This window comes from Fructobacillus evanidus (assembly GCF_963580165.1).
GTDB classification, from domain to species: Bacteria; Bacillota; Bacilli; order Lactobacillales; family Lactobacillaceae; genus Fructobacillus; species Fructobacillus evanidus.
Map to the genome: position 1 here is coordinate 105075 of NZ_CAUZLM010000005.1, position 25884 is coordinate 130958.

Genomic DNA, 25884 nt, shown 5'->3' on the forward strand with positions numbered 1-25884 from the left:
ATTCTAATTTCTTTCAAGAATTCACTAAGATTTCTATTCGACTTTAAACAAAAAAAGCCAGCTCTACTGAGCTGGCTTTTCGTTATCTTCAATTTTTATAAGCAGAAAAAATTTAAAAGATGTCGGTTTTTAGTTTTTATTACCCGGGAAAACCCAGTTGGCTTTCCCAAAAATTTTGAGCATCGCTGGCACAAAGAGCAAGCGGATAATAAAGGCATCAAAGAAGATACCAAAGGCTAAGGCTAAGGCCAAAGACTTGATGGTTGGGCTCGGATTCAAAGCAAATGATCCAAAGACCGCAATCATAATCAAAGCCGCCGTCACCACAATTGGACCGGAGTCCTGCATGGCAACCGTCACTGCCCGGTCGTTATCACCTGTCTTCAGGTATTCCTCACGAGCACGGGAAACCATAAAGACTTCGTAGTCCATCGCCAAGCCAAAGAGAATGGCCGTAACGATAATTGGCAAGAAGGAAAGGACCGGTGCTGCCTTGGCAACACCGAATAATTCCTTCAAGAAGCCTTCTTGAATCACCAATGTGGTAAAGCCAAAGGAGGCCAAGAGCGACAAGCCAAAGCCGGCCATCGCTACCGCTGGGACAATGAAGGAGCGGAAGACAACCATCAACAGGATAAAGGCCAAGACAATAATCGTAAAGACAAAGATTGGTGTCGCATTATTCAGCTTCTTCGTAATATCCAAGTTGACAGCGTTCACTCCAGTCAAAGTAATCTTAGCGTCGTACTTTGACTTCGTCGTGTTGTCTGAGTAATTCTGAATCTTGTGGACCAAATTAGTCGTCTCAACTGCTTCAGAACCCTTCTTTGGAATCACGACTAACATGGCATACTTGCCGTCAGCAGAAATCTGATAAGGCTTAGTTGCCTGCTTCATAATTACCTGCTTGATTTGAGCGGCTGCCTGGTCCTTTTGTGCCTGGGTTGGCATCTGACCAGTTGTTTGCGCCTGCAAGGCCATCTTCTGTTGGGCCTCTTGTGTCAATTGTGCCTGCAAGGTCGCTGCCTTTTGCTGGTCAACTGACAATGGCGACAATGTTTTTGTGCCAGAAAGACCGTTCAAATGGCTGGCAATCTTGGCGACATTGGCCTCGTTAACCGCAGCTGATTTGTCAGTGTCTAATTTAACAACGGCAATCAATGGTGAGTTAATACCTTCACCAAACTTGTCAGAAATCATGTCATACGCCTGACGCTCCGTCTGCTTCTCTGGCAAAGAGCCGTTGTAAGGCATTCCCAAACGCATATTTTGTGCTGGCAAACCAATGCCAACCAAAACCAAAACGGCGACAATCACCACTGTCCATGGGTGACCAGTCAAGAACTTCGTGAACTTTGATGGGTTCTTAGCCATATGCTCGACCGTCTTTGTATTTGGTCGAATAAACTTGGCACAAGCCGCAATCAAGGCTGGCAAGAAAGTCAAAGCCGACAACACGGCGATGGCCACCGCCACAGCGGCAGCAAAGCCCATGGTTGTCACGAATTCGATGCCGGCAAAGGACAAACCGCAAACGGCGATAATGACCGTCACACCAGCAAAGATAACCGACTTGCCGGCTTCGGACAAAGCACTTCCTAAGGCCACCTTTTGATCACCGTTTGTCTCGGCCAAATCAGTCCGGTAACGGTTCAAAATAAAGAGCGCGTAATCAATTCCAACAGCCAAAGCCAACATAACAGACAAAGTCTCGGCAACATTGGCAAGCGTTGCAAAATTCGTTCCAATAATCACGAGGAACAAACCAGTGACTAAGCCAACTAAGGCAGAGATAATTGGCATTCCAGCGGTAATAAAAGAACGGAATAAGACAAGCAGCAAGACAAAGGCAATCACAACCCCAATAATTTCTGAAGGGCCACCAATTTCAAATGGCTTTAACTGAACTGTTCCAGTATAAGCAACCTTCGTTCCACTCGTCTTTACCCGATCATCAAAGATCGAGCGGATACCAGTAATCGTACTGTGTGCTACCGATGTCGAATTGGCCTTGAAGGTAATATCGACATAAGTAGTCGTATTGTCAGAACTAATGGTGTTGTTGGTATAAGGATTAGCAATGGTCTTGATATCAGAACCATACTTATCCTGGGCCTTTGAGATGGCCTTGGCAACATCCGCCTTTGTCTGGTCATCGGTAATCCCCTTCTGATTTTGCACGACAACCTTTAACGTACCGCTGTTAGGATTCTGATGGAATTCCCGTTCCAGCGTACTTTGGATATTCGTTGATGGCACGCCACTAATCGTCAAACTCTGTGAGAAGTGCGAACCGAGACCGATGGCACCTCCGGCAACAACGATAATGGCAACTAGCCAAATCAGGAAGGTCTTTACTTTATTTTCATAAATCCATTCCCCGAGTTTCTTGAGCATTTCTACCCCTCCTTTTTAATCATCATGAATATTTTAGTGACTAATTTGGAAGATTTGAAGAGGCAAAAAATGTTACACTGTTTTAAAATGAAACAAAAATTTAAAAATGTTGCTTTTAGACAGGGTGAAAAATTTTTTATGGAAAATAAACGATATGATTTAATGCATCGCCACCTACTAATGACCGCCGGAGCGCTACTCCATGACACCCCCTTTTCCAAATTAAAGGTGAAGGAAATTTGTGATGCGGCAGAGGTCAATCGCAACACCTTTTACCGCCACTTTGTGGACAAGTATGAACTTCTAGACGAGTTGTTAAGGACCAGTGTCCAATCAATCTATGCAACACTTGATATTGATAAGTTTAAAAGATACCCATTTGAAACCATCAAAGCCTTCCACTTTGATGGCACCATCGAGGTCTTAGAATTTCAACTGCAAGACCGCGCATTTGAGGACCTCTTTTACAAGTCTATTTTCAAAGCCCTCTCCACGGTCACCACTGACCAAGAATTACTTTGGCTAATTGGTAACCTTTACGTTGTTCAGTTATGGAACACCAACCGCGATGTTCCCTATGATTTACGTCATGACTACCAGATTCTCGACCAAATCGTCACCGACAAGCAATTTCCGACGGTCGATCCAAGCACCCAAAGTCATTAAAAAACGCCCAACCGCTGACATTCATGCGAAAGCTTACTGAGCTTTCAGCTTGATGGCAAAACGGTTGCGCGTTTTTTGTTTTAATACCAATAGGTGGCGAGGGCCAGTGCAAAGAATACAGCACCGATAAGCATAATGGCCACCACAATCATGAGTTCAATTAAAAATCGACTATCATTATCATCCTCTGACATCTTGTCCCCCCTTCTTTTGTTTGAATTACTATATTGATTTTTATCAATAACCACTGATAAAAAATTCGGAAAATCCTTATCAACATTTTACCAATTATTTTCAAATATAACAACAAAGTTACACTATCAATTATGGAAGACGACAAAATAAAGACTTTTCGTCTAAAAAGTCATTTTGAATCCAAAAAAGACAGTCCAAATTAGACTGCCTTCCTTTTCATTTACCTAAAATTTGCTTGATCAGCGCTTCCGACGCTTACCTCCGATAAACTTTCGGTGAAAATCAAGTGCAAAATAAGTTTTCGTCATTGCCAACAGCGACGAAATTGACAAAAGACCAAAAATGATACCTTTGATGACTGACTGGTTATTCTGATGAACGCCAGTCTTTCGATGGTCATACAAAGCAACACGGGTAACTGGCTTAGTATGGTCAACCGTTCCTGACTGCTTTGTTTGACCTTGTCCCGTTACTGGTAATACCGCTTGTAACTGAGGACTGATAATCAGCCTTTCGGTTCCGAGATTAGCCTGCTGCAAGGGCACAACTGGCTGTGTCGATGCTGAAGCTGATTTAACAGCTACTGACTGCGCTTTCTCTTCACTTTCCTGACCTGTTAACTTTGTCAGGCTATCCTGAAGCTTTTGCAGCTGCTGGTTATCAGTAGCCAAATTTGTTTGGATACCATCAGCATCCGTTGCTGCATTGATAGCCGCCTGTGCTTTAACCAGCGCTTGATTGACCTGGTTCTCTTCGGCCTGCTTTTGGGCTGTCGTCAAGGTCTTGTCGACTTCGATGGCCGCCTTGATAGCCGCTGCTTGATTTGCCAATGCTTGATCAGCCGCTGCCTTTTGGTCCGCAATACTTTCACCCGGTTGATGGTCATTGACCACTACTTGGCTGCCGGCAGCTCGAGCCACATTCGTTGCATCGGCATCCGTGGCTGCATTAATGGCTGCTTGTGCTTTAGCCTGGTCTTGGTTAACCTGGTCCTCTTGTGCCTGCTTTTGCGCAGTCGTCAAGGTCTTGTCGGCTTCGATGGCTGCCTTAGCTGCAGCTGCGTTAGTAGCCACTGCCTGGTTAGCGGCTGCCTTTTGGGCTTCAATGCTTGCACCCGGCTGATGGTCGTTGGTCATCGCTTGGATCCCGGCGTCACGAGCTGCATTCGATGCATCGGCATCGGTGGCCGCGTTGATGGCCGCTTGCGCCTTAGCTGCATCCTGGTCGACTTGATTCTCTTGTGCCTGCTTTTGGGCAGTCGTCAAGGTCTTGTCGGCTTCAATCGCTGCCTTAGCTGCAACTGCGTTAGTAGCCACTGCCTGGTTAGCAGCTGCCTTTTGGTCTGTCACACTTGCGCCTGATTGATGGTCATTGGTCATCGCCTGCGTACCAGCGTCGCGAGCTGCATTCGTTGCATCAGCATCGGTAGCCGCATTGATAGCCGCTTGCGCCTTAGCTTGGTCTTGGTCAACCTGGTCCTCTTGTGCCCGCTTTTGCGCAGTCGTCAAGGTCTTGTCGGCTTCGATGGCTACCTTGGCCGATGCAGCACCAGTGGCAATTGCCTGACTAGCAGCCGCCTTCTGACTATCAAGGTTAACGCCAGCATGGTAGTCACCATTCAATGATTGCGTCCAAGTGTCAACCGCGCTGTTCACACCGTCGGCATTGGTTGCCGCGTTGACAGCATTTTCTGCCTTGGCCAAATCAGTGTCTACTTGGCTGGACTGAGCTTGCCTTTCAGCGCTAGTCAAACCTGTGTCGGCTGCAACCTTAGCCCTTACTTGGCTAGCCACGGCTTCTAGGTTCGCAATGGCGGATTGCTGTTGCTGTGCCAGTGCCTTGCCGGCCTTGTAGTCGGCATTCAAACTTTGCGTCCAAGCTGAAAGAGCATTGTTGACACCGTCATCATCCTGGTCTTGATTGACAGCACTTTGAGCCTGAGCCAAATCATGATCCAACTGATTTTCTTGAGCTTGCTGCTGAGTCGTTGTTAAGCCGGTATCGGACAATATCTTGTCCTTGACCTGGTCTGCTAACGTAGCCAAACTCGTATTGGCTGCCGTTTGCTCACTACTCAAAGAAGCACCTTGTTGATAATCATGGTTCAACGTTTGCTGCCAAATTGAAGCCGCACCGTTGATGCCATCAGCATTCGTCGCCGCATTCACAGCTGCTTTTGCCTTGGCCAAATCAGCCTCGACATGGCTGGACTGAGCCTGTTTCTCAGCGTTAGTCAAACCGGTATCAGCTGCAATCTTGGCTTGAATTTGACTAGCAAGTGTTGCCAGGTTGGCATTAGCCGCTGCTTGTTGGGCTGACACAGCCTGACCAGCCTTGTAATCAGCATTCAGAGTCTTTGTCCAGGTATTGACCGCATTATCCAAACCATCAGCATTCGTTGCTGCAGTGACTGCAGCCTCTGCCTTCGTCAAGTCAGCCTCGACCTGATTTGACTGCGCCTGCTGGTCTGCACTTGTTAAACCAGCATCCCCGGCAATCTTGGCCTTGACCTGGTTAACAAGGGCTGCCAACTGTCCAGTAGCAGCGACCTGCTGACTCGACAAAGCCTGACCGGCATGGTAATCACCATTTAAGGTCTGCGTCCAAGTAGCCACGGCGTTGTTGACACCATCGGCATTGGTTGCCGCCGATACAGTATTTTGGACTTTAGACAAATCCTGATTTACCTGCGCAACTTGAGCCTGCTGGGCCGTACTGGTTAAGCCAGTGTCAGCCAAAATCTTGGCCTTCACTTGGCCAGCCACTCCGTTCAGGTTGTTATTAGCCGTTGCTTGCTGAGTTGAAAGAGCCTGGCCGGCATGGTAATCACCGGTCAAAGTCTGTGTCCAGGTAGCCACCGCGCTATTAACACCATCGGCATTGGTTGCTACGGTTACAGCTGCTTGCGCCTTGGCCAAATCAGCCTCGACTTGACCCGACTGAGCCTGCTGTTCTGCACTCGTCAAACCGGTGTCGGCTGCAATCTTGGCTGTTTCCTGCTCAGCCAAAGTAGCCAAATTGCTCTTGGCTGCTTCCTGCTGATCTGACAACGCTTCGCCAGCCTGGTAATCACCGGTCAAAGTTGGTGTCCAAATCGAAACGGCATTCTTGACACCGTCGGCGTTGGTTGCCGCACTTACAACGGCCTCTGCCTTCGTCAAGTCAGTATCAACTTGACTGGACTGAGTGTGTTGCTCTGCCCCGGTTAAGCCAGTATCAGCCGCAATCTTAGCCTTCATCTGGTAAGCCAAAATTTCCAAATTACTCGTGGCCGTTGACTGCTGGGCCGACAACACTTCGCCAGGCTTGTAATCATCGTTTAGAGTCTTGATCCAAGTGGCCACAGCACCATTCACAGCGTCAGCATTTTGGGCCGCATTCACAGCACTCTGAGCTTGTGTCAAATCAGCATTTACTTGACCTGACTGAGCTCGCTGCTCCGCTGTCGTTAAGCCGGTATCCGCTGCAATCTTAGCCTGCACTTGACTAGCAAGTGTTGCCAAGTTGGAGTTTGCTGTTGATTGTTGAGCTGATAAGGCTTCACCAGCCTGGTAATCAGCGGATACAATCTGTGTCCAAGTTGCAATCGCATTCTTGACACCATCGGCGTTGGTTGTTGTGTTGAGGACACCCTGGGCCCGAGACAAATCGCGGTCCACCTGGGCCGACTGATTTTGCTGCTCAGCACTCGTCAAACCGGTGTCCGCCTCAACCTTGACCTTGACCTGGTCAGCCAACGTGGTCATTTGACCATTAGCCGTTGACTGTTGCGTTGACAAAGGCTCACCGGCCTGATAGTCAGCGTTTAACGTCTTGGTCCACGTTGAGACTTCATTATCCACGCCATCCGCATTCGTTGTTGCGTTCACGGCAGCTTGTGCACGACCAAAGTCTGCATCAGCCTGATTTGACTGAGCTTGTTTCTGATCACTCGTCAAACCGGTGTCGGCTTCAATCTTGACCTTGACCTGGTTAGCCAGCGTTGCCAAGTTTGAATTAGCAATTGTCTGTTGGACAGCCAAAGTTTCGCCAGCTTGGTAATCACCATTTAGAGTCTTTGTCCAAGTGGCCACGGCACTGTTGACACCGTCGGCATTCGTTGCTGCAGTCACGTTGGTTTGGGCCTGAGTCAAATCACGGTCGACTTGGTTCGACTGATTTTGTTGCTGAACAGTTGTTAAACCAGTGTCAGCTAAAATCTTGCCCTTGACCTGGCCTGCCAAGGTCAACAATTGGCCATTAGCGCTAGCTTGTTGGGTAGCCAAAGCCTGACCAGCCTGGTAGTCGCCGTTCAATGTTGCGGTCCAGACTGTTACGGCGCTGTTGACACCATCCGCATTCGTTGCTGCCTTTACGGCTGCTTGCACCTGAGCACTGTCTTTTTCAACCTGGTTCGATTGACTTTGTTGGTTAGCACTGGTTAAGCCGGTATCGGCCAAAATCTTGGCCTTTACCTGGCCTGCCAAGGTCGTCAAGGCGGCCTCAGCTGTTGCCTGCTGGTTGGACAAGGCTTCGCCAGCCTTGTAATCGTCGTCCAACGTTTGTGTCCAGGCTGAAACAACCGTGTTGACCTCGTCGTCATCCTTGCTGGTACCGATTGCAACGATGGCCTGACCCAAGTCATGATCAACCTGATTTAACTGAGTTTGCTGGGTCGCACTGGTCAAGCCAGTATCGGCCAAAATTGCGTTTTTAACCTGGACTGACAAAGCCGAAAGTTTGGCATTCGCATCCTTTTGTTCAGCTGTCAACGCCTCACCGGCCTGGTAGTCGTTATTCAACGTCTGCGTCCAAGTGGCCACGGCGGCATTAACGCCGTCCGCATTGGTGGCGGATTGCACTGCCCCTTGAGCGGTAGCCAAATCAGCCGTCAAGTGGCCAGACTGCGCCTGTTGGTCAGCACTCGTCAAGCCGGTATCGGCCGTAATCTTGGCCTGGACTTGGTCAGCGAGTGTCTTCAAGTTGGCACTGGCAGTCGCCTGTTGCGTAGCCAATGCCTGACCGGCCTGGTAATCGCCATTCAACGTTTGCGTCCAAGTTGAAACAGCATTATTCACGCCATCCGCGTTGGTGGCATTCGTGATATCGCTATCTGCCTTGGCTAAATCAGCACTGACAGCATTGCTCTCACCTTGTTGTTGGACACCAGTCAAACCGGTATCGCCCTTAATTTTAGTTGTGACCTGGTCAGCCACGCCAGCCAGATTTGACTTGGCAGTCGCTTGTTGGTCCGCCAAAGCAGTACCGGCCTGGTAATCGGCCGTCAAGGTCTTGGTCCAACTAGTAGCAGCACTATTCACGCCATCGGCATTAGTGGTAGCACTAACTGCTCCCTGCGCCTTAGCCAAATCAGTATCCACCTGATTTGACAAAGACTTCTGCCTGGCAGCCGTCAAGCCAGTATCAGCTGTAATCTGGTTCTTGACCTGGCCCGCCAAAATCGCCAGGTTAGCATTGGCCGTTGCTTGTTGCGTCGACAAAACTTGACCAGCATGGTAATCGCCATTCAGCGACTGGGTCCAACTGGCAAGAGCACTATTGACCCCATCAGCGTTCGTTGCATTGTTAACCGCAGCCTGCGCCTTACTCAAATCATTCGTTACTTGGTTCGACTGGCTCTGTTGGTCGGCACTGGTCAAACCAGTATCGGCTTGGATTTTGTTTTGCACCTGACCAGCCAATGTTGCCAGGTTGCTATTTGCATTCTTCTGTTGGGCGGCTAATGCTTGACCGGCCTGATAGTCACCTTTCAAGGTTGGCGTCCAGGTTGAAACGGCATTATTGATACCGTCCGCGTTCGTCGCAGCATTCACCGCAACCGTAGCCTTGGCCAAGTCAGCTTCTACTTGCTTAGTCTGTGCTTGCTGTTCAACAGCCGTTAAACCGGTATCGGCCAAAATGGCAGCCTTGACCTGGCCAGCTAATGTTGTCAGATTATTAACGGCCGTCGACTCCTGCGTCGACAAAGCCTGACCGGCCTTGTGTTCACCGTTCAAGGTCTGAGTCCAAGTCGTCACGGCATTATTCACATCGTCGGCATTCTGGGCAGCTCCAACCGCCTGCAATGCCTGGGCCAAATCAGTATCAACCTGGCTCGACTGGGCCTGTTGGGTCGCACCCGTCAAACTGGTATCGGCCAAAATGGCATTTTTAACCTGGTCCGCCAAGAGCGACAATTTCGTCTTGGCATCGCTTTGCTCACCGGTTAAGGTTTCACCCGCCTGATAGTCGGCATTTAATGTCTTGGTCCAAGTTGCAACGGCACTATTAACGCCGTCGGCCTTCGTGGCTGATTTCACAGCACCCTGGGCACTATTCAAATCCGCATTTACCTGGGCAACCTGAGCAGTCTGCTGAGCACTCGTCAAGCCAGTATCCGCCTTAATCTTGGCAATCACTTGGCCCGCTAAGGTACCTAGATTAGAATTAGCCGTTGCCTGTTGGTCGGCTAATGCTTGGCCAGCCTGGTAATCGCCATTCAGTGTTTGTGTCCAGTAATCGTTGGCGCTATTAATGCCATCAGCATTTGTTGCGCCGCTAACGGCCGCCTGAGCCTTACCCAAGTCAGCATTAACGGTGGCAACCTCTGCTTGTTGTGCATCCCCGGTCAAGCCGGTATCCGCAGTAATCTTGGTCTTAATCTGATTGGCCAATGTCGCCAAATTCGAGTTCGCCGTGGCCTGTTGTGTCGACAGCGCCTGACCAACCTTGTGGTCGGCGTTCAAGGTGCCGGTCCAAGTGGTAACAGCGCTATTCACGCCGTCCGCACTCGTCGCTGACGAAACGGCCGTTTGAGCACTGGCAAGGTCAGTATCCACCTGCTTTGATTGGGCTTGCTGCTCAGCACTTGTCAAACCAGTATCGGCTTCAATCTGGACCTTGACCTGATTAGCCAAAACGGCCAATTGATTATTCGCCGACTCCTGCTGATCTGACAACGCCTCACCAGCCTTGTATTCGTCATTCAGTGTTCCAGTCCAAGTGGTTACCGTGTTGTTCAAATCATCAGCGTTCTTCGTGGCATTGATGGCCGTTTGTGCCTGACTCAAATCGGAGTCGACCCTATTCGACTGGCTGCCTTGTGCAGCACTAGTCAAACCGGTATCAGCCTTAATCCGGTTTTTGATTTGACCAGCAAGGTTAACTAAGGACGCAAAGGCACTGGCCAAATCGTTATCAACCTTGGCTGACTGTGAATTTTGGTCCGCGGTCGTTAAGCCGGTATCGCCCGTAATCTCAGCCTTCACCTGACCAGCGACTTTTGTTAATTGATCATTGGCCGCGCTTTGTTGTTCGGCCAAAGTACCGTATGTCTGATAGTCCGCCTTCAGAAGTGGTGTCCAAGTTGAAACAGCGGTATTAACCCCATCAGCATTCGTGGCAGCAGAAACCGCCACTTGGGCCTTGGTCAAATCAGCCTGCAAGTTGCTATCATCGCTTTGCTTCTGAGCGGTCGTCAGGCTGGCATCCCCATCAATCTGGCCCTTAAGCTGTCCCGCCAAAGTTGAGAAGTTTTGGTTGGCAGTCTCTTGCTGCTGTGACAAAGGCGTTCCAGCCTTGTAAATATTATTAATTGTCTGCGTCCAGCTAGCCTCGGCGCTATTGACCCCATCGGCATTCGTGGCCGCATTAATAGCTGCAATTGCCTTGCCTTCATCCGTGTTAACCTGACCGGATTGCGATTGTTGGTCAGCACCCGTCAGACCCGTATCACCAGTAATCTTTGCATTCGCCTGACTGGCGGTTGCTTTCAGACTAGCAATGGCGGTCTCTTGTTGGTTCGCCAAAGGAATGCCGGCCGTGTAGTCGCCATTTAACTTTGTTGTCCAAGTCGAGACAGCGGCATTGACATCGTCATCGTCCTTGGCATTCAAAACCGCATTCAAAGCACTCGCCAAATCAGCCGTAACATTGCTAGTTTGTTGCTGCTGGGTGACACCCGTCAAACCGGTATCATTTTCAATTTGCTGCTTAACTTGTCCTGCTAACTGCGTTAACTGATTTTTTGCGTCGATCTGTTCATCGCTCAGGCTTTCACCCTTCTTGTAGTCAGCATTTAAGGTTTGCTGCCAAATAGCAACTGCGCTGTTAACGCCGTCGGCATTCGTTGCCGTCTTCACGGCAGTTTGCGCCTGGATTAAGTGTGCATCGAGGTTTTGAATGTCACTTGTCTGGGCAGCACTCGTCAAACCGGTATCAGCCTTGACCGCAGTAACAAGTTGGTCATGCAATGTCGCCAAGTTGGTGCTAGCACTCGTTTGTTGGGTCGCCAAAGGAACGCCCGCTTGATAGTCGGCGTTAATTTTTTGTGTCCAGGTCGAATTGGCACTATTAGCACCATCGGCATTCGTCGTAGCACTAACTGCAGCCTGAGCCCTAGTCAAATCACTATCAACATTGCCCGCCTGGTCGGTCTGCTGGCTACTGGTCAGTCCGGCATCGGCCTTGATTTCAGTCTTCACCTGCACAGCCAATGCCGCCAAATTAGAATTGATGGTGCTTTGCTGCTCAGCAAGAGTTTGAGTGGCCTTCTGATAATCACTGTTGATTTTCTGTGTCCACTGGGCATTGGTGCTGTTGACGCCATCCGCATCTGTGGTGGCAGTCAAAGCGGATTCAGCTTTCTGCAAGTCCTGGTCAACATTATTGGACTGGGCTTGCTGCTGCGCCCCCGTCAAGCCCGTATCGGCCTCTATTTGTTGCTTGACTTGTCCTGCTAACACTGACAAAGCATTACTTTTATCAGCCTGTTGGTTCGCCAATGCTTCACCAGAGACGTGTTCACTAGCAAGCTTTTGCTTCCACTGATCCCTGGCAGCGTTAATATCGTCAGCATCCGTAGCATTATTAACCGCATTTTTGGCATTACTAAAATCAGCCTCTACCAAGGCATCTTGCGCCTGTCGTGTAGAAGTCGTTAAAGTTGGATCGATATTAATAGCGCTCTCAACCGTTGTCCGCTGTTGGTCTAGGGCGTTAATGGCATCATTTTGTTGCTGGCTAATTGCTTCCCCAGCCTGATACTGGCCAGCAATATCAGCTAAGCCGGCAGTTTTTTTATCCAAAACACCCTGAGCATTTGTAGCGTTCGTGACGAGTGCTTGGTCAGCCGTCAGTGCACTTTGCACATTCAGCTTTTGTTGCTGCTTTTGCGCCGCTGTCAGCGTGACATCTTGATTGATCGTCGTTGTTGTCGCACTTGCCTGGGATGCCAAAGCATTATTGGCATCATTTTTTTGCTGTGTTAAATCGTCACCAGACTGATGTTGGTTATCAATCGTCAGCACACCATCTGATAACTGCTGCTGGATGCCCTGGGCCGTTGTTTGGCTATTCAAGAGATTTAACGCCGTGTTTTGCGCAGCCGTCACACCGGCACTTTCCTGCTGTTGCTTGGCAGTCGTTAAGGTCGGATCGGTATTGATAGCATTAGTAACCTTCAAGGCCTCGGCGTTCAGTTTGGCAATGGCAGCGGCCAATTGGTCACCGACCGCAGGTCCAGACTGGTGCACCGCATTGATGTTTTGAATGGCCGTATTCGCTAAAGTTTCAATGCTTTGCGCATCCTGAGCATTCGAAATAGCCGTAATAGCAGCACTCGCAAAGTTATAAACCTTTTGATTTTGCGCATCCTGATCACTCTTCGTTAATGTTTGATCGCCACTAATGATTCCGGTTGCGGTATGAGCTGCCTGCTGAACCGCCTGTTCTTCAGCACTTTGCTGTTGCGTCAGTGGTGTCCCAGAAACGTGGGCCGCCTTAATCGCTGCCAGTCCATTAGCCAAGGCATCCGCAACCTGTTGGGCTGTTTGAGCATTTTGAATATTAATTAAGGCATTCGAATTTGCCTTAGTAACAGCATTGTTTTCAGCCGTTTTGGTTGCTGTATCAATGGTGGGGTCATTGTTAATATCCTGGTGGGTTTGATTGCCCGCACCATTAATGGCATTATTAGCATCTGACTTTTGGCCAGAGATGGCCTCACCAGTTTTGTAATCGGCCTGAATCTTAGTACTGTAATTGTTGAAAGGGTCATAAATGCCATCGATATCCGTGGCTGATTTGATAGCCGTTTGGCCTGCCTGTAAATCGGCCTCAACCGCTGCCGTCTCACTCGCCACTTGGGCTGTGGTCAGCGTTGTATCATTTTTGATGGTCGTCTCGGTCTTCGTTGCCACCGCCTGCAAGTTCGTCAAGCAGTCCGCTCGCTGCGTCTCGATTGGCAAACCGGTGTGATAGACCGCATCGATGGCCGCAATTCCCTGAGCAAAAATATCGTTCAAGGCGTTACCGGATCCAGCACTTAATTTCGTTAAGGCCGCTTGCCGGGCATCCCCGACCTGACTAACTTGGCTAGCCTTGACTGCCCGATTTAAGGTTGAATCATTATTAATAATGCCGTTTTCCTTGGTTTCCTCAGCATAAATCAGGGCACTCAAATCCGTAATTCGGTCGGCATTCGTTTCATAAAGGAAAGTAATCTGGTCACTAGGACCAAAGGTATAAGGCTTGGTTGGGTCAACAACTTGACCATTAACCTGCGTTTGATAAATTGAAAAACCATCAACCTCTGGTTGTGGCAAAGAAGCTAGTGTCTGACCTGTAATGCCCTGAATCGTCAGACTTGGCACAGATCGAAGCGTATTGCCATGCTGATTTTCGTAAACCGGCTGAATATTTTGCGCGTTTCCAGCCACGTAAATCGTCACTAAGCCATTGTTATCGCTCACAACAGTGGACTTGGTCTGGTTAGTATTGCTGGCGTCGTAGTGGTAGCCGGTTGGAACATTTGTGGTTGTGTAATACTGATTGGTCCAATCAATGGTATTGCCGTAATTAGCGGTCATCAAACCAGATGTTAATTCCGACCCGGTTCCGCCAGACAACTGACCCGGCAAGACCTTGCCAGTATTTTCATCAACATACTGGTATTGAACGGTTTCCGGCAGACCATAAACATAAACCTTATAGGTAAAGGACATATCGTTGACGGGCACAATCAAGTTATTGGCTTGTCCATCTGCGGTCCCGTCATCGGCCGATGTCGTTGAGTCCCCGCCACTTTGATGATCACCCGCTGCAGTGCTTGGAATCTCAGAACCCAAGGCCCAACGGTAGCCCGTTGGCATTTGGTCATTGACGATGTTGGAATTAACCAGGGAAACAACTTCGCCTGGATAATACTTCTTCAAATCAGAAACATCGACCTGAACCTCCTTGACGACCTTGCCGGTTTCATCAACATAGTCAACGTTCACGGCTCCATTGCCACCGGTATTATCGGCCCAAATTTCGCGTGTATCATCTGTCTTAACTGTGATAGTGGAATTTTGGTCGCCATCTCGAGGAGTTAAAACAGCATTTTGATTCGTAATCACTAGGGTCCCGCCATCGGTCTGATCCGATGCCGTTGGATTTGATCCGCTCGAGGTACCCGTGGTCCAGATGCTGGTCTTAACACCCTTGATAATAAACTGAGCACCATTGCTCATGGTGAATATCTGGCCATTAAAACCACCGATATTATCAACACCACCGGCATAGTCATAACCATTATTATTGGAATCAAAGAGTCCAACATGAAAAAGACGGGGCTCGTCAATCTCCAGCGTCGTCCCAGCACCCAACTTAATTGATTGAGCGCCTCTTTGAGTATTAAATTGCTTAAAGGACAGCGTCAAGCCTGGATAAAAGTAGATATTAGCGTTCGTATTGTCGCTTGTTGTAATAAAGTCACGACCGTCAAATGCAGTCACACCCGACAAATTATCCTGGTTATTAAGAGTATTAACCGTAAAGTTCCGACCAAAAATATACTGGCGATTATTTGGATTAGAGCCATTGTAGTTCAATTGGTCTAATAAGTGACGATACCCATCCAAAGTCCAGGTAACGTTATCACCGATTTCCATCCCCTGATAACTACCATAAACGAGGCCATAGTTAAACAAGCCAGGTGCTGCTGCACCTGAGTGATAAAATCCTCCGCTAACCGAGGCACCATCCCCCACGCGGAACATGTGGTCGGCCCCAGTAATAGCCGAACCCTGTGATTGGGCGGTTGCCAGGCTCGAGAAGTTAAACATTGGCGATCCATCGCCCGTGTTACTGGTAACGTTAGCACCATTGGCCAACTGGAAGTTCACATTGGCACCGTTGACGATATCAACCTTACTAATCCGAGCCATTTCCTGGGTCGAGTTAACGGTGACATTGCCAGAGAAAATGGCGTACGAACCCTCGGCATCCAGTAAGTGTTCTGGTTGCTGATTAGCCGGCCCCGTAATTCCCTGGGGACCATTCAAGCTGACATTATCAATATTATAAATCCAACCCCCATCGGAGTTGTTTTGGTTATAACTAGCAATGGCAGCATTTGGATAACTGCCCTTCCAAGCGACTCCAGATTCACTAGTTGAATTCCAGGCATCATACTGAACCAAATTGGTATTGGTAATCGTAAAGGTTGATCCACCGGTCCCGTTGCTAGCGGCATTGGGTGAAACCCCGGTCCACATCGCCGCCTGCCCCAGGTTCAATTGGTGACCATTTCCTTGAATAATAATGTTCTGAGTACGTTCGGAAAGGTCGTTGTAATTGCCCGCATTTGGGTTCGTAATATCATTTTGAATATCGATAAAGCGAATATTATCATTTAAATAAGCAGCCTGAAAAGAAGCCCAGTCGGTGACCACCGCATAAGAATTATTGGCTTGGTCCTGCGCTTTGTATTGATCAATATTGGTCAGCTGATCAGATTGACTAATGGTAATGCTTGAGGGGTTGACCTGATTTGACTGGCTGGCCGTATTGCTAGCAACGGTGCTATTAAACTGTGACCGAGCCGTCTGGTCGTCGGCCATCGACTGCACCGCCGTTGGTGCTGGGCTCGTGCTGGTTTGACTACCGCTAGACGACTGACTGGTCGTGCTACTATCCCCAAGGACAGTGCCTTGTTCTGCCAAATTAGACTGCGCCAAGGCATCGGGTGTTACCGCCGTTGCCCCTAGGCTCAGGGCACTAACGTTTTCCTCTGTTGTGCCGGCCTGTGCCGTCATTTGTGTTGATTGGCTGGTGATAAGTCCGCTATTGGCCTGACCTTGTCCACCCTGTACAAGCGCAAGCGACTGACTGGCCGAGACACTAGCCGAAACCGATTGTGACTGGTTAGTCGTTGATCCAGCCACACCTAACTGTGATTGACTTGTTGAGACGCTAGTCGAAGTTGATTGTGATTGACTTGTTGAGACGCTGTCTGAATTTGATTGCGACTGGCTCGTCGAAACGCTGGTTGAATCCGATTTTGATTGGCTCGTCGAAATAGACTGCGACTGGCTCACCGACAAGCTGGTAGCAATGAACGCCGTTTGGCTGACCTGAACAGTTTTCTGGCTGGTGACACTGGCTGTGCTGGTACCAACTGAATTCATCGCAGTTGACTGACTGCCGCCATCCGTTTGGCTACTTTCACCAGACTGCGCAATGCTATCCGCATGAGCAGAAAGGCTGCTTGACCCCAGTGATAAGAAGCTCAAGGTCAGACCGGCAACCAACCATACCTTCCCCGCTTTATACATCTTGAAGTGCTCTTTAATCGTTGTGTTTAAGTCTTGATTACGATTCATCTGTGCCCCCTCGGGGTTATAGCCCACTTATTTATCTTGCCTTTTATATATCAAAAGGCGACCGTATCAAAAAGATAGCTAAAATTGCTATTCTCTTAATATATAGTCGTTCTAAAGACATTATATTACTTTTGCGATTATTTTTATATTAAAACCGACACATTGTATATCATTTTGTTATATTAATAAAGAAGAAAATCCATTTCCCTTTATTTCTAAAAACACCAACCTTATTCTAAACACCATTAAAGGCATTCGCCTTTATACCAGCGGTTTTTAAAATGTAACAAAAACGTCATTTATTCAAACGACCGTATTTAAAAAATCAGCCAAGTCGAAGACTCAGCTGATTTCATGCGATTTTCTGATTTTCCGACCATTCCAGCCTAATTTGTATCTTTTAAAGTTCATACCTGCTATAATATTAGTACCGTATTGGAGTTATATCCGGCTTTTAACGCTAGCCGAGTCTCTACCGCCCAGCAAAAAGGGCGACTATCACCAAGGGTTTTTTTGAGCACGCTTGGGTACTGCGTGCTTTTTTTGTTGTCTGCGGATGGGACTGCTCCAATATTTTTGTTTTTAATCATAACTTTTGACCAACCAAGGATGGCTGGTCAAGCACAGGAGATCTCATGGAAACACCCAACCACCCCCTTCCAAAGTTTCAGGCCCTACTCTTAGGGTTACAACACGTGCTGGCCATGTATGCTGGTTCCATTCTGGTACCATTGCTGATTGGAACGGCCTTGCACTTTAGTAGTACGCAACTGGCCTACTTAATTTCAGTTGATATTTTCTGTACTGGTTTGGCAACGCTTTTTCAATTGAAGCAAACCCCTATCACCGGTATTGCTTTGCCCGTTGTTTTGGGTTCATCCATCCAAGCAGTTTCACCCTTGATTAACATTGGCTCAAGCCTCGGCTGGGGGGCAATGTACGGTGCTACAATCGTCGCCGGTCTCTTCGTCATTTTGATTGCCGGGACCTTCGCTCGCTTGCGCGCCTTCTTCCCACCAGTTGTTACCGGTTCATTGATTACCGTTATTGGCTTAAGCTTAATTCCGATTGCCCTGCAAAACTGGGGTGGCGGTAGCTTAACAGCCAAGTCATTCGGTGAATGGCAAAACCTTCTGATTGGTTTTGTGACCATCGTTTTGACATTGCTATTAATGAAGTTTGCCAAGGGCTTCTTGAAGGCCATCGCCGTTTTAATGGGGATTATCTTAGGCACTCTATTTGCAGCTGCCCTTGGCCGCGTGTCATTGAAGCCGGTTGCTGACGCCGCTTGGTTCCACCTTCCCCAACCATTCTTCTTGGGAACACCAACTTTCTCATGGTCTGCCTCATTAACGATGATTATCATCGTCTTGACTGCCATGGTCGAAGCCACTGGCGTTTACTTTGCCTTGGCTGATTTGACTGGTAAGAAATTAGAACAAAAGGACTTGGCCCGTGGTTACCGTGCCGAAGGTTTGGCCGTTGTCCTTTCTGGCATTTTCAACACCTTCCCCTACTCAACCTTCTCACAAAACGTGGCCGTTGTTCGCCTTTCAGGTGTGAAGACCAAGCAACCAATTTACTACGCCGCTTGCTTGCTCTTGGTTTTGGGACTGTTGCCAAAGTTTGGTGCCTTGGCCACTATCATCCCTTCAGCCGTCTTGGGTGGGGCCATGATGGTCATGTTCTCAACCATCGCCATTCAAGGTTTGCAAATTCTTGGTAAGGTTGACCTGAACAAGGAAGGCAACCTCTTGACTGCCGGCTTGTCAATTGGCGCTGGTTTGGGCATTAGCTCAGTGCCGACTCTCTTGGCCCACTTGCCTGAACAATTGCAAATGGTGATGACCAACGGTGTTGTCATGACGACCGTTGTTGCCGTGATTTTGAACTTACTTTTGAACGGTTGGCCTAAGGCTGACCAGGATGTTAACGCTTAAATTCGTCCAGCTAAAAAATCTGCTGTTCCCCCAGCTGCAAAATCAGTCTCGCTGATGATTGACCTGGGTACAAGAACAACAGATTTTTTTCTTTTTCCACACGGATTTGGTTGGCGGTCCAACCACTTGTTTAACTGCCGGTCCACCTGCTCTTTAACCGGCCGTCCAACTGCCTCTTATGCTTAACCGTCGCTCCACCCGCTCTTTAGTCCACTAAAAAAGGCCTGCTGTTAAGCAGGCCTGATTTGATAGAAGGTAAAATTAGTGTTGGAGCAAGGTGATAATCGAGATGACTTGAATCCAACCATTGTGGAAAACGTGCATGATAATCGAGGATGACAACTTGTCCGTTTTCTTGTAAACGTAGGCCAGCGAGAACCCGATAATTGCGTACGGTGGTAGGTCCAAGAGCGATACCCAAGTGTAAGAGCTCAGGTGATAAATGCCAAAGGACAAAGCCGACAACACGACAACCAGCCAAGGGAATTTCACCGATTTGAAATAACGGAAGAGGAGTCCACGGAACAGGATTTCTTCCATCACCGGTCCTAAGAAGACAATAATCAGCGAAAACATGACCAATGAATAGTGGCCGCCGGTTTGCATGATGTTATCAATGGCCGACTGATTTTCCGTTGTCCCGTGGGTCAACTTATAAAAGAACAAAATTTCAATTTCGTTCCAAATCACCATCCCCGACCAACCTAACAGGTAGGCTGCAATGATTGTTCCAAATTCTGACTTGGTCGGCCAAGCAATCTTCTTCAAAGAAAAGGACAGCTTAGTCTTATTATCTTTAATAGCTTGCAGGCCAAAACGCACAAAGCAATAAGCCAAACCAAGACCAATTATTAGCAACCCATAGCGGTGCTGACCGGAAAAATAGACCGAACCTTGGATAAAGACCATCGCCGCATATTCAAGGGCGAAAAAGCCCAAAAAGGCCGCCAGGTTTAATAGAAAGGTTTTAGTAAGCCTCATCCACTTGATGAGTTTGTCTTGCTGATTTGGCATCCACGTATTCCTCATTTCATTAGTTTTTAATGTACCATATCTCTTGCCGAATGCCAACTTTTGCCCTTGTAGCAAGCTTTTCCCCTTGGTAAAATATTAATTAGATTGCCGCTTTTAAGCGGTCTTGATAAAGGAGTCCTCATGAAGGAATTAGAAGCACGAATTAAAGAAGACGCCCGCGTCTTAGGCGCTGATATTTTGAAGGTTGATTCTTTTTTAAACCATCAAATTGATCCCAAGCTAATGCAGGCCATGGGTGCTGAATTTGCTCGCCTCTTCAAAGACCAGGGTATCACCAAGGTGATCACGGTCGAAGCCTCTGGTATCGCCCCGGCCGTGATGGCCGGTTTGAACCTTGACGTGCCTGTCGTCTTTGCGCGCAAGTCCAAGTCCCGCATCCTCTCAGACGATGCCTACACCGCAGACGTTTATTCATACACAAAGCAAAGCACCAACCAAATCAGGATTGATAAGCGCTTCTTATCAGCCGATGACAACGTCTTGTTGATTGACGACTTCCTCGCCAACGGCCAAGCTTTGCTCGGTATGAAGGCCCTAGCCGATGATGCGGGTGCTACCATCGTTGGGGCCGGCATTGTGATTGAAAAGTCCTTCCAACCTGGTCGCCAGGCAGCCATCGAAGCCGGCTTAACGAATATCCACTCTTTGGCAAAAATCGCCGCCTTTGAAGATGGCCAAGTCGTTTTTGACGAGGCGGACTAAGCACTACCTCGTTTCTATACAATTCAAAAAAGGCCCCTGATTTCGAATGGAAATCAGGGGCTTTACTTTTATCTATTTTGTCAGAACTTCATTATTAGCTGCCTTTACTAGTGCAAGCCGAATATATTCAGAAACTGTTAGACCATGTTTAGCCAGATTTTCTTTAGCTCGTTCACTAATTTCCGGGGTCACACGGGTCGAAACTGTTTTATTTTTAATAGTTGCATGACTCATTGACACTTCTCCTTTGTTTACGAACGTATTACATAATTTATTATAATGAAAACCCTTCACCATAGAAAACTTTACTACAGAAGGATAAATTATCTATTGAACAAATAAAACCATTGACCGATCAATCTGGCCAATGGCTTTTTAGATTTTATTAAAAGTACCCGTCGGCAAAATTTTAATCAAAAAATCCGCCAATACTAAGACCAGTAAGACTGGAATTAGCCATAAAGGCATGTTGATATTGCTCTCATAGACCTTTGTTTCGTAGTAGTAAACAGCCAGGGATAGGCAAATTGCTACCGGTTCGATAATGAAAGCCCAAGGCGTCAGGCCCGTATCCCGGTAACGGCGATAAGAAATCGATAGAAACGGAATGACATTAAGCATCAAAAAGACTGTTAGCAAAAAAGTTACCAAAATCAATGTCACTAATACAACCCAATAGGCCTTCGAGTTATCCGCAACGGAAACAACGGTTCTCACCAAATTACCCAACAAGTATAGGATTAGCCAATAACCTAAGAGGCTAATCACGGTATTAATCAAAAACACTAACCAATACTCCGAGCGAGAAGTCTGACCTTTAAAGTGGAAATAATCTTCCCAATATTTTTTATATACTTGTATCATCCTTCTCACCTCCTCTCCGTATAAATTAGCCTCAAACATTATAACATCAAGAAGCATTCTAAAAAAGTACTTTAGCCTCTTTAGCACTAAAAAACAGCCCCGTTGGGCTGCTTTGCACACGAATCAAGAACGGTGCCGACCAAAAGCATCAGTTGGTGTTAAGTTAATCACCAATATGGTAATTTGAACAATGAACCAAAGGATCATTAACCAAAAAGAATTCGATGTATTACCAGCATTATAGGCATCAAAAAGCAAGGCCACTAAAGAAGCAGCTGGCAAGAGATATGCCAAAGCAACCAAGGTACACCACCAGCCACTCAAACCCGTGTCAATAATCCGACGGCATTGCAAAGACAAGTTGGGAATAATGACGGCTAATTGATACAAAATAATGAAGACAGCACCAAAACCAGAGATGCCAGCCGAACTCTGCGCTGCCTGATCTCCACCACTAACGGCAGAACTTAGTGAAGAAAATAGTGAACCACCTGTAATCGCAACTGCCGCAATGCCAATTAAAATATTAGTTAAAACCACCCACCAAAAATCAGACCGGGTTGAGCGACCAGAAAAACGGAAATATTTCTTCCAATAATCTTTATATGCAGATAACATTTATCTCTCCTATTTTACTTTTCTCTCAATCGTTCTTATCTTACCACGCTTTTTAAATGAGAACTACTAAAAAATCACTGATTTTTAAAGGTTTTTTACAATAAGTCAACTTGTCTTAAAGAAATTGTTGTCATATAAAAAACTTGGCCAATATGACCAAGCTTCAAAAAATTAACGTTTATGTGAGAAACGGTTTGTACCCGCCAAATTGATAACTAAGAGGACTAACTCAACCACGGCCAAAGCTAGAAGCAAGAAAGTGTTTGGAAAAATAGCGTATGCAACCACTAGCACCCAGGCCACAATGGGCAAGGCAAACCAACGGGCGCTCAGCCCGGTATCCAAAATTCGGCGGTACTGCAGCGACAAGTTAGGAATAATCGTTGCTAAACCGTAAAATAGCGAAACAACTAGCGCTATTGCCGCGATTCCAACGACGCCCAGGCCAATGCCGGAAAAATCATTCTGTAGCAGTTGTTGCGCCAACTCCCAAATCGACCCTCCCGTTAGCAAAAGAACCAAGACGGTCAAAAGAATGTTGTCAAAGACTACTAACCAAAAATCAGCGAGGCAAGCTCGGCCAGAGAAATCCAAATACTTACGCCAATAATTTTTATACGCTTGCACCATAATCATTTGCAATTCGACCTTTCGAGCTCTCTATTGCTCATTGTAGCACCAGCATCCCCGAATGTTTAGCACCAACCAAAAAAGGACCCACTATTGTGGATCCTTTCCTGAAACTAACTTTTGTACAATAAACTTATTTTTCTTTCTTGAAGGCATCCGTCTTAGACACGCTGATAACAAAAACAGCCAAGTTTAAGAAGAAAACAGCAGCTGTGATGGCGTTGTTTTGTGCCGCAGCACTAACTGACAAGAACTTGCCAATCACAACTAAGAGGAACCACCATGGACTAAGACCTGTATCCACGATTCGCCGATACTGCAAAGATAATCTGGGAATGAAGGTTGCCAGTGCATAAAAGAGAGCCAATAAAAGCAAAACGATTAGTAGGCCCAACATGGGCGTATCGGCTTGCGTGAAACGACCATGATCGACATACTTCATAATTGGCCCAACAGAAACACCGGCAAAGACCGCTATCCAAATGAGCCAAATAATGGTATTGGCCAAAGTAAACCACCAATAATCGGCTCGCGTTGTTCGACCGCTAAAGTTAACGTAGTTCTGCCAGAACTTTTTGTACGCTTTAAACATTTTTTCTCCTTGTGCATTGTTTAAGTGACAACCGCTCCGACTATTTTAGCATAAGACTTGATACGGTGACCAACGGCCTGGGTGCGGTCCTAAAAGAGGAATGCTGATATAGGCATAAACCGTGACATACGTGATTTCCTTTCCGAAAGTCATGAATGGGCTGAGGAGCTGCATCTGTTCAAGGCGCCGCCGGCGACACCTAAAATGCCGATGGTTCGTTCTCGGGGGTGCGATTAATTTGACATAGTAAACCTGATTCAAACGGGTCTGAGTTTCATTAACATAATAGTAGTTAAACTGATTTATTACGCCTATTTGAACCATTCGAGCGCCCTTGTTTTGGCGCTGTTGCATTTTGATTGATTGTGATGTTGCCGCATTGCCATTGTTCATTGCAGTTAACCTCCTTTTGTACTAGGTTAGTGACATGGAGCTGCACTCGAAAGTTATCCGTGTGCCGCCCAAAAAAAGAATCGGTTAAGTGCTTGAAACTATACTTGATGCAAATGACCACCAGCCGAATCAAGCCACTCATGTTCTACCTCCTTTCATTTGATACCTCATTTATAAAGGAAAAGTCAACAATTGGCTACCATTAATTTTCATTTTTTGAATATGTAGCTAATTAATCGTCATAATTTAAACCAAGTTGAACCAATTGGTTCTAAAAGTCCAATCAATTGGCATAAATGGCATGCTCTACCAGCCGAATTTCACTAAAAAATCAGTAAAAAAGAGCAAGCCGTTGGCGTACAGTTTGCCCTCTTTGTTAATTTTGGTTGTTACGATTTTTTGAATGCTATTCTTGTCAGAAAATCGTTCTTTATCCAAAACTTATTTAATTTCCAACGTTCTTTCCATATATTCCATAAACGCATCATTACGCCAGAATCCTAATCGGATACCATCAATACCTCGGGTCAACAGGATGTAATAAATATTCAGGACAAATAATGTAAACTCTTCCTGATTTTCTGTTAGTTGCATATCCTCTTCAGTGAATTTTCCATTAACATTCCTGAAGTTCTCTTTATTGGCAGCAAGAACGCCCTTATCATTGACCTGAATATCATCACCAATTAACACACCGACTCGATTCAAATCGATTCCTTGAACAGCAAAAACCGATCCAACTTGGTCTTCGGCATCATCTTCCTTGGAATTCACCCAATTTTCTTGAGTAGAATTCCATCTTTTAGCAAGTGAGCCTTCAAACCAATGTTTAATAGCTGGATTCTTTCCATCAGACTGTTTCCAATCCTCTGCTAAGCCGGCCAGTACTCTGTCAACGTTTTCTGGATTAAAATTACGGTCTTCTTCAATCCAATCAAACAAATTTCGCAATGGCTCGGTCTTAAAATATCCAAAATAAGCATCCGGCCCACCGTCACGAAAAACATCACGGTTGAAATCAGGATTGAAATTAGTTTCTGCTAGCAGACCTGTATCTTTGTACAACAAATATTTGATTCCGTTGATATAGTCGTCCGAGTTGTAGTCTTTTCCAACTGGTGCTTGAATTCGAAACTGAGTAGTTAGATAGCGACGTTCAAAACCCTGTGTTGCTGATTTAAAGCTAGCTCGTGAAATATTGGCTGGTCGAATTGCCTGCAAAACATCGTACATTAAAACAACTTGGTCCCCAAGCTTTTTTAAAATCTCAAGATGATTTTCTTCATCAGCAAACTTGCCTTCATAAACCTTATTAAAACTAGGATGTTGCTTATTACCACGTCGTGACAGTTTATGAGACTCATCCACGATAATTGTGTCGTAATGAATATGATTATCTTTGTTGTAATTCACCAGCTTAATTGAAGTGCCCACGACAACGTTTGCACTATTTAAACCGTAAACTTTGAAAATTTCTTCAGCAGTTTTTACCCAATTAGGCTGAACGACAATCGCAATTTTAGCATCCGGCTTCTTCTGACTTAATTCAGCCACTAAATGAGTTAACAAGACCGTTTTACCTGTACCAGCATCACCGTTGATAACAAAACTCTTATCGGGCTTATCCAAAATTTCATCGATAATTCCATGCTGCTGTCTAGTTAATTGTTTAATTGGTGAGTACTTAACCAGCGCCTTGGTTCTCAATAAGTCCAAATTAGGTGTATTAACCCAACCTCTTTTACCAAGAACATCTTCCCAAAATGGAAGAACCACTTCTGTTGCTACCTTCTCACGTTCTGTGTACTCGTTAACTGAGTTTCCTGCCGTTTGATTAATAATATCGTTATAGTCATCAGCATAAACTGCTTGATGCTTAGCTTTCGGATTATCAGCCGTAAAATAAGTGATTAATTGACTTTCCACATCATCCAACGCAGATCCGTTAAAGTACGTTGAATACAACACAATCACTTGGTCAAAATCAGCAACATTAAACTTTTCCTCTGCACCACTGTAATGCTGACTGTGTCGGGACAAAAAGTTAACAGATTGACCGATATAAATCTTTTTAGACTTACTACCACGATAAATATAGATAATATTAGAATTTGAAAGCACTCTCAATTCTGGCTCCCGCAAATTATCGAAATTTAACTGATGTTCTTTATCAACACTCAATGAAACTACACCGAATTTTGCCATTATTCACTCCCAATATAAAATA

At 46.5% G+C, this 25884-nt stretch carries 12 protein-coding genes and 1 pseudogene; 3 read left to right on the top strand and 10 right to left on the bottom strand.

Translation table 11 applies throughout. The annotated features are described in order from the left end of the window. Positions 1 to 129: 129 nt before the first annotated feature. Complete coding sequence (locus tag AABI08_RS05190; protein ID WP_338343963.1) at positions 130 to 2397, bottom strand: MMPL family transporter; 2268 nt, start codon at positions 2395 to 2397, stop codon at positions 130 to 132. Between the two features lie 138 nt (positions 2398 to 2535). Here AABI08_RS05190 and AABI08_RS05195 point away from each other — a divergent pair, with 138 nt between their 5' ends. After that, entirely contained in the window at positions 2536 to 3063 is a 528-nt protein-coding gene (locus tag AABI08_RS05195; RefSeq protein WP_338343962.1) for a TetR/AcrR family transcriptional regulator, read from the top strand. Between the two features lie 434 nt (positions 3064 to 3497). Here the strand turns inward: AABI08_RS05195 and AABI08_RS05200 are convergent, their stop codons facing one another. Beyond that, a complete protein-coding gene (locus AABI08_RS05200) occupies positions 3498 to 16883 on the bottom strand; it encodes a DUF1542 domain-containing protein (protein ID WP_338344391.1) in 13386 nt (4461 codons plus the stop codon). Positions 16884 to 17518: 635 nt separating this feature from the next. On the opposite strand from AABI08_RS05200, the gene AABI08_RS05205 reads away from it, so the two are divergent. Continuing rightward, positions 17519 to 18823 (top strand): nucleobase:cation symporter-2 family protein, encoded by a 1305-nt coding sequence (locus AABI08_RS05205; RefSeq protein WP_338343960.1) that lies wholly within the window; start codon positions 17519 to 17521, stop codon positions 18821 to 18823. A 261-nt stretch (positions 18824 to 19084) separates the two neighbouring features. On the opposite strand, the gene AABI08_RS05210 is transcribed toward AABI08_RS05205, so the two are convergent. Further along, on the bottom strand, positions 19085 to 19837 hold the full coding sequence (locus tag AABI08_RS05210) for a CPBP family intramembrane glutamic endopeptidase (protein WP_338344393.1): 753 nt from the start codon (positions 19835 to 19837) through the stop codon (positions 19085 to 19087). Between the two features lie 141 nt (positions 19838 to 19978). Here AABI08_RS05210 and AABI08_RS05215 point away from each other — a divergent pair, with 141 nt between their 5' ends. Next, positions 19979 to 20560, top strand: a complete 582-nt coding sequence (locus AABI08_RS05215) for a xanthine phosphoribosyltransferase (protein ID WP_338343958.1) — start codon at positions 19979 to 19981, stop codon at positions 20558 to 20560. Between the two features lie 84 nt (positions 20561 to 20644). On the opposite strand, the pseudogene AABI08_RS05220 reads toward AABI08_RS05215, so the two are convergent. From AABI08_RS05220 to AABI08_RS05250, 7 genes and pseudogenes are all read right to left on the bottom strand, one after another. After that, positions 20645 to 20794, bottom strand: a pseudogene (locus AABI08_RS05220) (plasmid mobilization protein); the annotation flags it as partial. A 141-nt stretch (positions 20795 to 20935) separates the two neighbouring features. Next, positions 20936 to 21424, bottom strand: a complete 489-nt coding sequence (locus tag AABI08_RS05225) for a DUF805 domain-containing protein (protein ID WP_338343957.1) — start codon at positions 21422 to 21424, stop codon at positions 20936 to 20938. Positions 21425 to 21547: 123 nt separating this feature from the next. Then, positions 21548 to 22042, bottom strand: a complete 495-nt coding sequence (locus AABI08_RS05230) for a DUF805 domain-containing protein (protein WP_338343956.1) — start codon at positions 22040 to 22042, stop codon at positions 21548 to 21550. Positions 22043 to 22213: 171 nt separating this feature from the next. After that, positions 22214 to 22678 (bottom strand): DUF805 domain-containing protein, encoded by a 465-nt coding sequence (locus tag AABI08_RS05235; RefSeq protein WP_338344396.1) that lies wholly within the window; start codon positions 22676 to 22678, stop codon positions 22214 to 22216. Between the two features lie 127 nt (positions 22679 to 22805). After that, a complete protein-coding gene (locus AABI08_RS05240) occupies positions 22806 to 23264 on the bottom strand; it encodes a DUF805 domain-containing protein (RefSeq protein WP_338343954.1) in 459 nt (152 codons plus the stop codon). A 292-nt stretch (positions 23265 to 23556) separates the two neighbouring features. Then, entirely contained in the window at positions 23557 to 23799 is a 243-nt protein-coding gene (locus tag AABI08_RS05245; RefSeq protein WP_338343953.1) for a hypothetical protein, read from the bottom strand. A 299-nt stretch (positions 23800 to 24098) separates the two neighbouring features. Beyond that, on the bottom strand, positions 24099 to 25862 hold the full coding sequence (locus AABI08_RS05250; protein WP_338343952.1) for a DUF2075 domain-containing protein: 1764 nt from the start codon (positions 25860 to 25862) through the stop codon (positions 24099 to 24101). Positions 25863 to 25884 lie beyond the last annotated feature (22 nt).

Bases quoted from the DNA above. Each gene is read 5' to 3' on its own strand.
- AABI08_RS05205 (WP_338343960.1), top strand. From the start codon at position 17,519: ATGGAAACACCCAACCACCCCCTTCCAAAGTTTCAGGCCCTACTCTTA.
- AABI08_RS05225 (WP_338343957.1), bottom strand. From the start codon at position 21,424: ATGATACAAGTATATAAAAAATATTGGGAAGATTATTTCCACTTTAAA.
- AABI08_RS05200 (WP_338344391.1), bottom strand. From the start codon at position 16,883: ATGAATCGTAATCAAGACTTAAACACAACGATTAAAGAGCACTTCAAG.
- AABI08_RS05235 (WP_338344396.1), bottom strand. From the start codon at position 22,678: ATGATTATGGTGCAAGCGTATAAAAATTATTGGCGTAAGTATTTGGAT.
- AABI08_RS05210 (WP_338344393.1), bottom strand. From the start codon at position 19,837: ATGCCAAATCAGCAAGACAAACTCATCAAGTGGATGAGGCTTACTAAA.
- AABI08_RS05250 (WP_338343952.1), bottom strand. From the start codon at position 25,862: ATGGCAAAATTCGGTGTAGTTTCATTGAGTGTTGATAAAGAACATCAG.
- AABI08_RS05195 (WP_338343962.1), top strand. From the start codon at position 2,536: ATGGAAAATAAACGATATGATTTAATGCATCGCCACCTACTAATGACC.
- AABI08_RS05230 (WP_338343956.1), bottom strand. From the start codon at position 22,042: ATGTTATCTGCATATAAAGATTATTGGAAGAAATATTTCCGTTTTTCT.
- AABI08_RS05190 (WP_338343963.1), bottom strand. From the start codon at position 2,397: ATGCTCAAGAAACTCGGGGAATGGATTTATGAAAATAAAGTAAAGACC.
- AABI08_RS05245 (WP_338343953.1), bottom strand. From the start codon at position 23,799: ATGAGTGGCTTGATTCGGCTGGTGGTCATTTGCATCAAGTATAGTTTC.
- AABI08_RS05240 (WP_338343954.1), bottom strand. From the start codon at position 23,264: ATGTTTAAAGCGTACAAAAAGTTCTGGCAGAACTACGTTAACTTTAGC.
- AABI08_RS05215 (WP_338343958.1), top strand. From the start codon at position 19,979: ATGAAGGAATTAGAAGCACGAATTAAAGAAGACGCCCGCGTCTTAGGC.